Below are 13,082 nucleotides of genomic sequence, written 5' to 3' on the forward strand. Positions count from 1 at the left end.
TCTACGGCGACCACGACGGCCCGTCCCACCCCGACGCCGCGACGCGCGAGCGGCGCCCCACCCCGACGCCGCGACGCGCGTGCCTCGGCCTCAGCCGACCGCGCCGAGTTCCTCGAACCCGTCCAGCGCCACGCTCGACGCCTGGTGCAACCACGACGTGCGGTGGAGCGCGTGCGCACCGGCGCTCCGGATGCCGTCGTAGTGCGCGGTCGAGCCGTAGCCCTTGTTCGATGCCCACGCGTAGTGCGGAGCGTCCTCGTGCGCGGCGACCATGAGCGCATCTCGGGCGACCTTCGCCACCACGGACGCCGCAGCGACCGAGGCGCAGTCCCGGTCCGCCTTCACCCGGACGACGACGTCCAGCGGGTCGACACCGGCCAGGAGCGCCGCTGGCACCGCGCGGCTGAGCCAGTCGAAGGACCCGTCGAGCACCACCACGGCGCCGTCGAGCGAGACACCGCCCGCCACCAGCCGCGCGAGTGCTGCGGCTCCCGCCTGTCCGAGCGCCGGCACGATGCCCTGCCGGTCGACGACCTCGGCTGACGCCATGCCCACCGCGGTCGGCGCCCAGCGCTGCACGACCGGCACCAGGGCGTCCCGGCGCGACGCGGAGAGCAGCTTGGAGTCGGCGAGGCCCTGCGGCACCCGGCCGACGTCGACCGTGACCGCGGCGACGCCGACCGCCACCGGTCCCGCGATCGCGCCACGGCCCACCTCGTCCATCCCGATGACGGTCACGCGGCCGGAGCCGAGCAGCCGCTTCTCGACCCGGAGCGAGGGGCGGACCGCGGTCACCGGTCCCGCTCCTCCACGCCGGCGAACACGTCCGGGTAGTCGTTCAGCCAGGTCCACCGGCTGGTGGGCCAGGAGATCACGAACGCGCGGCCGGTGACGTCGGACAGCGGCACGAAGCCCTTCGAGGGCGTGTCACCGTTGTACCGGGAGTCCTTCGAGTCGTTGCGGTTGTCGCCCATCACCCAGATGGTGCCCTTCGGCACGGTCACGGAGAAGTCGGTCGCGGAAGCCGGGGCCCCCGCTGGCAGCTTGAGGTACGGCTCCTTGATCGGAACGCCGTTGACGGACATCTGCCCGAGGTCGTTGCAGCACGACACGGTGTCGCCGGGGAGTCCGATGACCCGCTTGATCAGGTGGTCGTCGCTGTCACCGGTCCCGAGGCCGATCTGCGTGAGCACCCAGTCGGCGGCCTTGCCGACCGGGGTCGTCGGCGCGACCTTCGGGACGTCCGACCCGGTCAACCAGCCGCCCGGGTCCTTGAACACCACGACGTCACCGCGCTTGAGCGACACGACGTCCGGAACGAGTTCGTTCACGATGACACGGTCGTTGATCTGCAGCGTGTTCTCCATCGACGCCGACGGGATGTAGAACGACCGGATCAGGAAGGTCTTGACGAGGAACGACACGAGCAGCGCCGCGACGAAGATGATGAGGAGGTCACGGAGGAAGGTGAGGACACCGTTCCGCTTCTTCGCCGAGCGCGGCCGGAGCCCCGGTTCCTTGGTCGTGTCCGTCATTTCCACTCTCGATCGTGCAGGCTCCCCCGGCGGACTGCGGCCCTCCACCCGGTCATGCCGGCAGGTGCCGACACCTGGTGGAGCCGACACCGGGAGACCCGAGGACGCCGGGAAAAGGAAGAGCCCTCGTCCACGCACAACCGTACATGGACGAGGGCCCGTCAGCGGCGTCCGGCTCGCGGCCACCCACTGTGAAGGCGATCAGGCGTCGCGCTTCTCCTTGATCTTGCGACGGGCGGCCTTGCCGCGCAGCTCGCGCAGGTAGTAGAGCTTCGCGCGACGGACGTCACCGCGGGTGACGATCTCGATGTGGTCGATGATCGGCGAGTGCACCGGGAACCAGCGCTCGACGCCGACCTGGAAGCTCACCTTGCGGACCTTGAAGGTCTCGCCGAGGCCGTGACCCTGACGCGCGATGACGACGCCCTGGAAGACCTGGATACGCGAGCGCGTGCCCTCGATGATGTTGACGTGCACCTTGATGGTGTCGCCGGGACGGAAGTCGGGGACGTCGGTGCGCAGCGATGCTGCGTCGACGTGGTCGAGGAGCTGGCTCATGATGGGTTCACTCTCTGCGGACGCGCACGGGTCGCCGCGGATCGGTTTCGGAAACGTGTGTGGTTGTGCCCGGTGTCGGCGACTCCCCCGTGGCAGAGTCCAGCCAGGGCACAGCGTCCCATCTTGCCACACCGGGAGCAGGACACAAAACGACGGACGCTCCCGGCAGGATGGACCCATGATCGAACTCCGCACGCCCGCCGAACTCGACGGGCTCCGCGCCGCCGGACGCTTCGTCGCCGACGTTCTCGACGCACTCCTCGACACGGTCGACGTCGGCGTGAACCTGCTCGAGCTCGACCGCGTCGCCGCACGGATGATCGGCGAGCGCGGGGCGGTGAGCTGCTACGTCGACTACCACCCGTCCTTCGGGAAGAGCCCGTTCGGCAAGCACCTCTGCACCTCGGTGAACGACGCCGCGCTGCACGGCCTGCCGTACGACCGCGTGCTCGTCGACGGCGACCTGGCGAGCCTCGACTTCGCCGCGAGCCTCGACGGCTGGGTCGCCGACTCCGCCGTGACCGTGCAGGTCGGGACGCCCCGTGAGGACGACCAGCGACTCATCGCGACGGTCGAGTCCGCCCTCGCCGCCGGGATCGAGCAGTTCCGCGTCGGCAACAAGCTCGGCGACGTCTCGTACGCGATCGGCCACGTCGCCCACGACGCCGGCTACGACGTCAACACGCAGTTCGGCGGGCACGGCGTCGGCCGGACCATGCACGGCGAACCGCACGTCCCGAACGACGGTCGACCAGGCCGCGGCCTGAAGCTCCGGCCCGGACTGGTCGTCGCGATCGAGCCGTGGCTCATGCAGGGCACGGACGAGCTCTACCAGGACGACGACGGTTGGACGCTCAAGAGCGCTGACGGCTCGCGCGCCGCGCACGTCGAGCACACGGTCGCCGTCACCGACGCGGGTCCCGAGGTCCTGACCCTGCGTCGCGCCCAGCGCGAGGTGGCGTCCGCCTGACGCGCCTCGCAGCCTCGCGCGCAGCACGAGGCTGCTACCCACCCCGCGACTCGCGTGCAGCGACAGTCCTCGGGGCGCCAGCCCCGAGGACTGTCGCCCTGCCCGAGCTCGGTCACGCCGGGCGGCCGGGTCGAGGACGCGGCCAGACGACCGCCTGGAGGCACGGTGCGGCCTGGCACCGCGCCTGCCAGGCCGATGGTGCGCAGCACCGAACCGCACCGCTGACGCCCCGAGACTCGCGGTGAGCGACACTCCTCGGGCAGCTGGGCGCGAGGAGTGTCGCGCAGCCCGAGACTCGGGCCAGCGCGAAGGCGGCTACTCGGCGCGCTCCGCGTCGGGCAGCAGGTCCGGCCGCACGCGCCGCGTGCGCTCCACCTGCTGGTCGTGCCGCCAGGCGGCGACGCGGGCGTGGTGCCCGCTGAGCAGGACGTCCGGCACGTCGATGCCACGCCAGGACGCGGGCTTCGTGTACGAGGGGTACTCGAGCAGGCCGTCCTCGTGGGACTCCTCGACGAGCGACTCGGGGTTGCCGACGACGCCGGGTACGAGCCGCCCGATCGCTTCGATCATGGCCATGGCGGCGACCTCGCCGCCGTTGAGCACGTAGTCGCCCAGTGAGAGCTCCACGACCGAGCAGCGGGAGGCAGCCCACTCGAACACGCGGGCGTCGATCCCCTCGTAGCGCCCGCAGGCGAACACGAGGTGCTCAGTGGTCGCCGCGAGCGAACGGGCGATGGACTGCGTGAACGGGGTCCCGGCGGGGGTGGGCACGACGAGCGTCGACGACCCGTCCTCGCGGAGGATCGACGACAGCGCCTCTGCCCAGGGCTCGGGCTTCATGACCATGCCCGCTCCCCCGCCGTACGGGGTGTCGTCCACGGTGCGGTGTCGGTCGGTCGTCCAGTTCCGCAGGTCGTGCACGTGCAGGTCCAGCAGACCGTCGACCCGGGCCTTCCCGAGCAGTGAGACGTCGAGCACCGAGAAGAACTCGGGGAAGATCGTGACGATGTCGATGCGCACGGCGCTACCCCTGGTCGGTCGGCGTGACCGTCTCGGGGCGCGAGGTGTCCTCGGGGTCCTCGAACAGCCCGGTCGGCGGCGTCACGGTGATCGTGCCGGCCGCGATGTCGACGGCGGGGACGATGGCCGAGACGAACGGCACGAGCACCTCGCCGCGCTCGGGGGTGTCGATGGCGAGGAGGTCCTGCGCAGGCAGGTGGTCCACACGGGCCACGGTCCCGACCTCGGTGCCGTCGCGGAGGACGCGCAGGCCGACCAGCTGGTGGTCGTACCAGGCGTCGTCCTCGCCGGTCTCGGCGTCGGCGTCCTGCTCGACCCAGAGGATCGCCCGCGCGAGGGTCTCAGCAGCGGTGCGGTCCTCGATGCCCTCGAAGAAGGCGACGGGGTGGCCGTTGTACCAGCGGAGTTCGTCCAGCGTGATGGTCTTGCCCGACCACGGGGAGTCATCCGGGACCTGGAGCGTGAACGTCGCTCCGGACGTGAACCGACGATCCGGGTCGTCGGTGTAGAGCTCGAGCTTGATGCCGCCCTTGAGCCCGTGCGCCTTCGTGATGCGACCCACCCGGAGCTGGGTCGTCTCCCTAGGAATCGGTGTCGACCACGTCGACCCGCACCCGCTTGCCGTCGGCGAGAGCCGAGACGAGGGTGCGGAGCGCCTTTGCGGTCCGTCCGGCGCGACCGATCACGCGGCCGAGGTCCTCGGGGTGCACACGCACCTCGAGGACCTCGCCCCGCGCGGAGGTGGAACTGGCGACGCGCACGTCGTCCGGGTGATCGACGATCCCCTTGACGAGGTGCGTCAGCGCGGATTCGAGCAAGGAATTACGCCTCGGTCGTCTCGGCTGCGTCGTCGGCCGGGGTCTCGGCAGCGGCCGGGGCCTCCGCCTTCTTCTCCGACTTCGGCTTGAGGACGGCCTTCTTGGCCGTGTCCGCGACGAAGGCCTGCTTCGGCTCGCGGGCCTTGACCTTCGACTCGGTGTCCTTCTCGCCCTTGAACTTGGCCCAGTCACCGGTGAGCTTGAGCAGCGCGGCGACCTGCTCCGACGGCTGCGCGCCGACGGAGAGCCAGTACTGCGCACGCTCGGAGTCGATCTCGATGAACGAGGGCTCCTCGGTGGGGTGGTACTTGCCGATCTCCTCGATCGCGCGACCGTCGCGCTTGGTGCGCGAGTCGGCGACGACGACACGGTAGTACGGCGCACGGATCTTACCGAGACGCTTGAGACGGATCTTGACAGCCACAAATGCTCCTGTTGCGTGTTGTTGTGGTTGAACCGGACCGCGGGCGTGGGGGCACACACGGTGGAAGCTCGATGGAAAGCGCGGACTGCTGGATAGAGGGTCGAGCAGCCACGATTCGACCGTTCATTGTTGCAGATTCCGCGTCAGGGCGCGAGTCGACGCACCGCTTCGAGTGCTTCACTGGTGGCCCGGACGGCGTCCACGCTCCGAGCGTCCCGTGCGCCGCCGACCACCTCGAACGGCACACCGGCCGCAGCCAGGCCCGCCAGGAGCCCCTCGGGGTCCGTCCCGTCGAGGTCGACCGCCCGCTCCTGCCCGGCGCAGACCACCACGGTGTCGGCCGGCACCGCCCGCTCGACGCCGTCCTCGTCGCGGATCCAGAGGACGCCGGGCTCGATGCGGAGGTACTCCTGCACACCGCCGACCATGCGGACGCCCGCGTCCCGCAACCGCCCGACGGCGACCCAGCGCGAGGTGATGCCGATGCCGGTGCCGAACTTGCCGCCGCGCCGGAGCACGGTCACCTGGGAGCCGGGCCGCAGGACGCGGTCGGCGGCCGGCAGGCGCTGCGGCACGTCGCCGACGATCTCACCGCTGACGTCGACGTCCCAGCGCAACCCGAACTCGGTCGCCCGTGCAGCCTCGTCCGGTGACTCCACGAGGAACGCCGCCGTGTCGACGCCGATGCCGCCGCCGCCGATGATCGCCACGGTGCCCGCCGGGACGCCCTCGCGGAGCGCCTGCTCGTAGGACACCACGTGGGGCAGCGACGACCCGGGCACGTCGATCCGCCGCGGCACGACGCCGGCGGCGACCACGACGGCGTCGGCGCCGACGAGGTCCGCCGGGGCGGCTGCCCGCCCGAGGTGCACGGTGGCGCCGCGGGCGTCGAGCTCCGCCCGGGCCGCACGGACGGTCGCTGCGTAGTCCTCCTTGCCGGGCACCATCGCGGCCAGGTCGAACTGGCCACCGAGCCGGTCGGACGCCTCCCAGAGCGTCACGTCGTGCCCGCGGCGCGCGGCGTCGACTGCGGCGGCCAGCCCGGCGGGCCCGCCGCCGACCACCTCGACCCGCTTCGGCGCGACGGTCGGGCGGAGCGGGAACGCCAGCTCGCGGCCGGCGCGCGGGTTGACCAGGCACGAGACCGGGGCTCCGACGATCGAACGGTCGAGGCAGGCCTGGTTGCACCCGATGCACGTGTTGACGAGGTCGTAGGCGCCGGCGAGCGAACGCTCGACGAGGGCCGGGTCGGCGAGGAACGGTCGCGCGAGGGCCACCGCGTCGACCAGACCGTCGGTGAGCACGGCCTCCCCGTCCCGGAGGTCCGTCATGCGGTTCGACGCGATCACCCGGACCTCCGGGTGCGACGAGGCCCGCACGACCCCGGCGATGCGGTTCGCGTACGACAGCCAGGCGCCGTGGGGCACCGCTGCCTGCACGGTCGGCGTCCGTGACTCGTGCCAGCCGATCCCCACCGAGATGCCGTCGAGTCCCAGGGGCAGCAGCTCGTGGACGAGCGCGTCGACCTCGTCGTCGGTCGTCGAACCCGGCATGAGGTCGGCACCGGACAGCCGGATCGTCACCGCGAGGCCGGGGACGGCAGCGCGGACGGCCGCGACCACCGCCACGGCGAAGCGGCGACGTCGCGCCGGCGAACCGCCCCACTCGTCGTCGCGCAGGTTCGTCAGCGGCGACTGGAACTGGTTGATGAGGTAGCCCTCGGAGGCCATGATCTCGACGCCGTCGAAGCCGATGTCACGGGCCGATCGAGCCGCCGCGGCGAAGTCCTCGATCGTCCGCTCGACCTCGGCGCCCGTCAGCTCCTCGGGGACGACGCCCCGCGCGGCGGACCACGGGAGCGCGGACGGCGCGACGGCACGCTGCGGCTGCCCGTGCCGGTCGACCATGCCGTTCACGAGCGCGTACCGGCCGGCGTGGAACAGCTGCGCGAGCACGGCGCCGCCCTCCTCGTGGACGGCCTCGACCGCGGCCCGGAAGCGTTCGTCGGCGCCACCGACGCCGAACACCGCGAAGTCCGGGCCCCCGCGGGCCTCGTCGCTCACCGCGATGCCGCCCGTCACGATCAGGGCGGCGCCACCGGCCGCCCGCTCACGGTAGAACGCCGCCATGCCGGCCCCGCCGTCGTCGTGCACCTCGAGTCCGGTGTGCATCGACCCCATGACCACCCGGTTCGACAGGTGCAAGGGGCCGAGGCTCCACGGCGAGGAGACGACGGCGAGGTCGGGCATGGCGACGGTGCTCATGCCCCTACTCTGCCGTGTCGGACGCCGGGTCGGACGCCGGGTCGGCAGCAGCGTCGGCCGGCGGCAGGACCGCGTCGCGGAGCGGCGAGGTCGTGTCCGCCCAGAACGGCGGCGCGACCACGGTGAGTCCGCCGTCGACCGAGAGGGTCTGCCCGGTGATGTAGGACGCCTTGTCGGACAGCAGGAAGTCGACCGCGTCCGCCATGTCGTCGGCGGTGCCCGGGCGCTGCAGCGGCAGCTTCGACAGCACAGAGTCCATCGGCGCCATCCCCGGCACCGAGTTGTAGAAGTAGTCGAGCGAGTCGGTGTCGATCAGCCCGCCGTTCACCGCGTTCACGGTGATCTGACGCGGCCCGAACTCGACCGCCATGTACTTCGTGTACGCCTCGGTCATCGCCTTCGCCGCACCGAGGGCCGCATAGGTCGGGAACGCCCGGAGCGACCCGTACGACGTCACGACGACGATCCGACCGCCGCGGTCCATGAGCTCGGCGGCCCGCTGCGCACCGAGCACGAAGGAGCGCGCGTTCGTCGCGTAGCTCCGGTCCAGGTGGTGCAGCTTGAGGTCGGCGACCGGCTTGAACGCGCTCGCGGCCGCGTTCGCGACGAACATGTCGAGGCGACCGTACGTGTCACGGACGAGGTCGAACAGCGCGTCGATCGACTCCGGCTGCTCGATGTCGACCTGGGCGGTGATGCCGTCGCCGCCCGCGGCACGTACGTCGGCGAGCGACTCCTCGGCGAGGTCGGCGTTGCCCTTGTACGTCACCACGACGGTGACGCCGCGCTGGCCGAGCTTCTGCGCGAGCAGGCGGCCGATGCCGCGGGAGGCTCCCGTGATGAGGGCGATGGGTGCGGTGGTTGCAGCCAATGTGTTCCTTGCGTCTTCAGGGCCTGGAGGCGCGGGGCGGGCCCGCACCGCGCCTCCCGTCCGGTGGGTGGTGGCGTCCTAGAAGCCGGCTTGGCCGGTCACGACGGCGCGGCCGACGACCAGCTTCTGGATCTCGTTGGTGCCCTCTTCGAAGCGCTGCGCACGTGCGTCGCGGTAGACGCGCTCGATCGCGTTGCGCTTCCAGTAGCCCTGGCCGCCGTGCACCTGCAGGGCCTTGTCGGTGACGCGGGCGAGCATGTCGACGGCGACCATCTTCGAGGCGCTCGACAGCGTGCCGGCGTCGGGGCGGTCCTCCTCGTAGGCGCGTGCGGCTTCGAGCACGAGCGCCCGGGACGCGGCGATGTCGGCGTAGTTCTCGGCGAGGTAGAACTGGATCGCCTGCCGGCTGGAGAGCTTCTTGCCGAACGTCTCGCGCTCGTTCGCGTACGCGACGGCGAGCTCGTTCGCCCGCTCGGCGAGGCCGACGGCGCTCATCGCGACCGACACGCGGCTCGGCAGCAGGAAGCCGCCGAGCGCGACCTCGAGGCCCTGGCCCTCCTCGCCCAGGCGGGCGGAGGCCGGGATCGGGGTCTCGGTGAACCGGAGGATCGCGTGGTCGGTGCCGCGGATCCCCATCGTGTCGGAGTCGTCGATCACCTCCGCGCCGGGCAGCCCGCTGTTCGGCATGAGGAACGCGACCGTGCCGTCCTGGCCGGAGGTGCCCTCGAGCCGCGCGGCGATGAGCCAGTAGTCGCACCGCACCCCGAACGTGATGAGGTGCTTCTCGCCGTTCATCACGTAGGTGTCGCCCTCGCGGCGGACCGTGGTGCGGATGTCCGCCCCCGTGCCGGCCGTGGCCTCCGTCAGGGTGAACGCGACGAGCTTCTCGCCCGCGACGCTCGGCTTGACGACGTCCTCGATCTGCGCGGGCGTCGCGTACGGCGCCATCGCACGCCAGGTGCCGTTGATGACGTGCACGAGCATCCGGATCGAGGCGTGCGAGCGGGAGACGATCTCCATGACCTCGAGGTAGCGCGAGAACGGGATGCCCCGTCCGCCGAGCTCGGCCGGGGCGGCGAGGCTGAGCCAGCCCCGCTCCTTGAGCTCCTGGAAGAGCTCGGGGGCGACCTGGCCGGTGCGCTCGATCTCCTCCGCCCACTCCTCGCCGCGGCCGCGGACCCATCCGGTCACCTCGGCCTTGAGCTGCTGGAAGGCGGCCTCGTCGAAGGCCGTGCTCGTCGTGTCGTCGACGATCGTCATCGTTCAGTTCTCCTTCGTGGTGGTCGCCGCGCCGCTCGCGACGAGTGCCGCAGCCCGGTCCCGCAGGACGTTCTTCTGGACCTTCCCGACGGCGTTCCGCGGGAGCTCGTCGATGTCCTCGAGGCGCTCCGGCCAGTAGTACTTGCTCACGCCGGCGGCGTCGAGGTACTGCTGCATCGCCCGGAACGAGAGCCGCTCCCCCGCCGCGGGGACGACGAAGGCGCAGGCGCGCTCACCGAGCCGCTCGTCGGGCATGGCCACGATGGCGACGTCCGTGACCGAGGGGTGCTGGTAGAGCAGGTTCTCGATCTCCACGACCGGGATCTTCTCACCGCCGCGGTTGATGACGTCCTTCACGCGGCCGGTGATCGAGAGGAAGCCCTTGTCGTCCACGGTCGCGAGGTCGCCGGTGCGGTACCAGCCGTCGTCGGTGAAGACGTCGTCGGTCAGGTCCGGCCGGTCCAGGTACCCGTCGAACATGGTCGGCGAGTGCAGCTCGAAGTTGCCCTCGGTGCCGGCCGGCAGCTCGTGGCCTTCGTCGTCGACGATCCGGATCCGGATGCCCGGGAGCGCACGGCCGTCGTGGCCGTACGCGTCCGTCGGGTCGTCGTCCGGGCCGGAGAGCGCGCCGAGGCAGGTCTCGCTCGTCCCGAAGGCGCCGAGGATGGCCGTCCCCAGGACCGTCGCGGCCCGCTGCGCGAGGGCTCGCGGGACGGCGGCGCCGGTCGGGACGAAGATCCGGAGGCTGTCCGGGGCGGGCTCCCCACCCTCGACCAGGTCGACCAGGTCGGTCAGGAACGGCGTGGCGCACTGCACGAACGACGCATTCGCGACGCCGAACGCCTGCTCGAGCGCGACTCGGCCGTCCCAGACCGGCTGGATGACCTGCGGCGCGCCGAGCCGGAACGCGAGGAGCATGCCGTAGAGGAACCCGGTCTGGTGCGCGAGCGGCGACGGGATGTAGATCCGGTCCGCGCTCGTCAGACCCGACTGGGCGACGTGCATCGCGGTCGCCAGGCCGAGCGTGCGGTGCGGGTGCTGCACGCCCTTCGGCTCGCCGGTCGTGCCGGAGGTGAAGAGCAGCTGGCACACGTCGTCCGGCCCCGGTGCCCGGGAGCGGATCTGGTCGACGTCGACCTGCACCGAGCCGAGCGCCGTGTCGAACCAGCGCCAGTTCCAGTCGCTCGCGGCCACCCGGTCCGCGGCGTCCGCGGGCAGCGGCGGCTGGTCGTTCGGCAGGTCGCCCTGCCCGCGGGCCTCGGCGCGCAGCACGACCACGTGCTCGACCGACAGGCGCCGGCGCTGCGCCTTCGCCTCGTCGACGACGTCGAGCAGCTCGAGTGCGGGGCGCCGCTTCCGGAACACGTTCGGCAGGAACACGACCCGGGCCTTCGACCGCGCGAGGGTCATCGTGGTCTCGCGCGGGCCGAAGACGGGCATGATCGGCGTCGCGACCGCGCCGATCTGGACCGCGCCGAGCGTGATCGACACGAACTCGCGCCAGTTCGGCAGCTGCACGGCCACGGAGTCGCCCGTGCGGACGCCGAGCTCGAGCAGGAGCGCGGACACCCGGTCGGCCTCGTCCTGCAGCTGCTTCCAGGTGGTCTCGACCGGGGCGGTCCCGCCGACCTCGATCACGGCGACGCCGTCCGGGTCGGTCTCCGAGAGGGTGCGGACCCGCTCGCTCAGGACGAGCGGCTCCGCGTCGACGCCGACCGTCGCCGTCGCCGGCAGGTCGGTGCGCCCCGCGGCGGACGTGGACGGCGCGGACGGCGCGGCGACCGGCGGGGTCGGGAGCGCGCGGCGGGTCTGGTCCGTCGCGTGGGGTCGCGCCACCGGGGTGGACCCGTCCCCGCCGAGGTCGGTGCGCTCGGACACCGTGTCGGCGTCGTCGATGCGGGTGTCGTGACCGCCGCCGTGCACGGCACCGACGGACATGTCGAGTCCGACGGCGTTCATCGCCTCGAGGAAGGTCGGGTACGAGATGCGGTACGCACGGGGGTACGTGAGCGAGCTCGTCCCCTGCGCCTTCGACGCGGCGACCGCGAGGGACATGAGCACGCGGTGGTCGTTGAAGGACGACATCGGGGATCCGTGCAGGGTTCCCGGTCCGACCCCGGTGACCCGGAGTTCGTCGGCCCCCTGCTCGGCCCGGCCGCCCATGCGGTTCAGCTGGAGCATCGCCGCGACGCGGTCGGACTCCTTGAGACGGATGTGCGCCACGTTCCAGAGGCGGGTGGTGCCCTCGGCGAACGTCGCCATCGTGGACAGCACGGGGAGCAGGTCCGGGATCGGTCGGCAGTCGATGTCGAGTGCGCGCAGGGGCGACCCGTCGTGCTCGATCCGGACGGACCCGGTCGCCTCGTCGATGCGCATCGGGACGCCCATCGCCGCCGCGAGGTCGAGGAACTCGCCCTCCGGGTGGTCCGTGCCGGCCGTCGTGGTGGACGTGAGGCCCCGCAGCAGCACGTTCGACTCGCGGATACCGGCGGCCGCGATGCCGAACGCCGCGGAGCCGATGTCCGGCGGGATGACGTAGTCGTGCGGGGTCGCCTGCTGGCCGGCCGGGATCCGGTACTCGAGCCAGTCGTCGGACACCTCGACCGTCAGACCGAACTGCCGCATCATGCGCACGGTGAGCTCGACGTACGGCTGTTCGTTGAGCCTGCCGCCGGTGATGTGGATGCGAGTCTCCTGTTCGGCGAACGGCGCCACGAGCAGCAGTCCGGAGACCCACTGCGACAGGGTCCCGGCGATGGTGACGTCGCCGCCGCGGGGCCGCCGGGGCTGGACCGTCACCGGCGGGCAGTCGTTCGTCGCCTCGAGCTCGACGCCCATCTGGGTCAGCGAGGTCAGGAGGGCCTTGATCGGGCGGCGCTGGAAGTACTTCATGCCCGAGAGCGTCATCGGCTTGTCCGCGAGGGACGCCAGGCCGGTCATGAAGTAGAGCGTGGTCCCCGAGGAGCCCATGTTGAGCAGCCCGTCGGCGCCGCGCGACCCGTGGTCGACGACGTCGGTCGCCTCGTAGCGACCGCCGAGCCCGGTGACGAGGTAGTCGTCGCCACGGCGCTTGACGTCGACGCCGAGCGCCCGGAGGGTGCCGACGGTCCACTCGACCTGCCGGGTCGAACTGATGCCGGAGACGGTGCTCGTGCCCTTCGCGAGCGATGCCAGCACCAGCGCGCGGTGCGCGTGGTACTTGGAGACCGGGACGTCGATCTCCCCGACGAGTGGTGCGGACGAACCGCGCACGACCAACTGCATGCGGACCTCTTCCCTGCGAGCGAATCCACGGTAGTACCGTCATGGAACGATTCCCACGGTAGTACCGTTCTGGAACAACTGGGTGGAGCGAGGTGCAC

At 71.7% G+C, this 13,082-nt stretch carries 12 protein-coding genes; 1 reads left to right on the plus strand and 11 read right to left on the minus strand.

Annotated features, from left to right (window positions below):
* Window positions 1–90: 90 nt before the first annotated feature.
* The 3 genes from rnhB to rplS all read right to left on the minus strand — a co-directional run bounded on the left by rnhB (window position 91) and on the right by rplS (window position 2,093).
* Window positions 91–795: a ribonuclease HII gene (rnhB, locus tag MON03_RS09975; protein WP_242088239.1), complete on the minus strand. Its 705-nt coding sequence runs from the start codon at window positions 793–795 to the stop codon at window positions 91–93.
* Window positions 792–1,535, minus strand: coding sequence for a signal peptidase I (lepB, locus tag MON03_RS09980; protein WP_242088240.1), 744 nt, complete (start codon window positions 1,533–1,535; stop codon window positions 792–794). The genes rnhB and lepB overlap by 4 nt, the downstream gene beginning before the upstream one ends.
* A gap of 201 nt (window positions 1,536–1,736) precedes the next feature.
* A complete protein-coding gene (rplS, locus tag MON03_RS09985) occupies window positions 1,737–2,093 on the minus strand; it encodes a 50S ribosomal protein L19 (protein WP_022902325.1) in 357 nt (118 codons plus the stop codon).
* A 178-nt stretch (window positions 2,094–2,271) separates the two neighbouring features.
* Here rplS and map point away from each other — a divergent pair, with 178 nt between their 5' ends.
* Window positions 2,272–3,063 carry a type I methionyl aminopeptidase gene (gene map, locus MON03_RS09990; RefSeq protein WP_242088241.1) on the plus strand — a complete coding sequence of 264 codons (792 nt, stop codon included), beginning with the start codon at window positions 2,272–2,274 and terminating at the stop codon, window positions 3,061–3,063.
* Window positions 3,064–3,378: 315 nt separating this feature from the next.
* On the opposite strand, the gene trmD is transcribed toward map, so the two are convergent.
* The 8 genes from trmD to aroA all read right to left on the minus strand — a co-directional run bounded on the left by trmD (window position 3,379) and on the right by aroA (window position 12,984).
* A complete protein-coding gene (gene trmD / locus MON03_RS09995; protein ID WP_242088242.1) occupies window positions 3,379–4,083 on the minus strand; it encodes a tRNA (guanosine(37)-N1)-methyltransferase TrmD in 705 nt (234 codons plus the stop codon).
* Window positions 4,084–4,087: 4 nt separating this feature from the next.
* Entirely contained in the window at window positions 4,088–4,645 is a 558-nt protein-coding gene (rimM, locus tag MON03_RS10000) for a ribosome maturation factor RimM (protein WP_175329033.1), read from the minus strand.
* Between the two features lie 19 nt (window positions 4,646–4,664).
* Window positions 4,665–4,901: an RNA-binding protein gene (locus tag MON03_RS10005; RefSeq protein WP_022902329.1), complete on the minus strand. Its 237-nt coding sequence runs from the start codon at window positions 4,899–4,901 to the stop codon at window positions 4,665–4,667.
* A gap of 4 nt (window positions 4,902–4,905) precedes the next feature.
* Window positions 4,906–5,325 carry a 30S ribosomal protein S16 gene (gene rpsP, locus MON03_RS10010; RefSeq protein ID WP_242088243.1) on the minus strand — a complete coding sequence of 140 codons (420 nt, stop codon included), beginning with the start codon at window positions 5,323–5,325 and terminating at the stop codon, window positions 4,906–4,908.
* Between the two features lie 143 nt (window positions 5,326–5,468).
* Entirely contained in the window at window positions 5,469–7,589 is a 2,121-nt protein-coding gene (locus tag MON03_RS10015; protein WP_242088244.1) for an oxidoreductase, read from the minus strand.
* Window positions 7,590–7,593: 4 nt separating this feature from the next.
* A complete protein-coding gene (locus MON03_RS10020; RefSeq protein WP_242088246.1) occupies window positions 7,594–8,460 on the minus strand; it encodes an SDR family oxidoreductase in 867 nt (288 codons plus the stop codon).
* Window positions 8,461–8,538: 78 nt separating this feature from the next.
* The gene (locus MON03_RS10025) at window positions 8,539–9,720 is read right to left on the minus strand and encodes an acyl-CoA dehydrogenase family protein (RefSeq protein WP_242088247.1); all 1,182 of its coding nucleotides are present in this window, start codon (window positions 9,718–9,720) and stop codon (window positions 8,539–8,541) included.
* A 3-nt stretch (window positions 9,721–9,723) separates the two neighbouring features.
* A complete protein-coding gene (aroA, locus tag MON03_RS10030) occupies window positions 9,724–12,984 on the minus strand; it encodes a 3-phosphoshikimate 1-carboxyvinyltransferase (RefSeq protein WP_242088248.1) in 3,261 nt (1,086 codons plus the stop codon).
* Window positions 12,985–13,082: the final 98 nt, after the last annotated feature.

This window comes from Curtobacterium sp. DN_7.5, from assembly GCF_022655355.1.
Classification (GTDB): Bacteria; Actinomycetota; Actinomycetes; order Actinomycetales; family Microbacteriaceae; genus Curtobacterium; species Curtobacterium luteum.

Excerpts from the sequence above, each read along its gene's own strand:
- aroA (WP_242088248.1), bottom strand. The coding sequence starts at position 12,984 with ATGCAGTTGGTCGTGCGCGGTTCGTCCGCACCACTCGTCGGGGAGATC.
- rplS (WP_022902325.1), bottom strand. The coding sequence starts at position 2,093 with ATGAGCCAGCTCCTCGACCACGTCGACGCAGCATCGCTGCGCACCGAC.
- map (WP_242088241.1), top strand. The coding sequence starts at position 2,272 with ATGATCGAACTCCGCACGCCCGCCGAACTCGACGGGCTCCGCGCCGCC.
- MON03_RS10025 (WP_242088247.1), bottom strand. The coding sequence starts at position 9,720 with ATGACGATCGTCGACGACACGACGAGCACGGCCTTCGACGAGGCCGCC.
- MON03_RS10015 (WP_242088244.1), bottom strand. The coding sequence starts at position 7,589 with ATGAGCACCGTCGCCATGCCCGACCTCGCCGTCGTCTCCTCGCCGTGG.
- lepB (WP_242088240.1), bottom strand. The coding sequence starts at position 1,535 with ATGACGGACACGACCAAGGAACCGGGGCTCCGGCCGCGCTCGGCGAAG.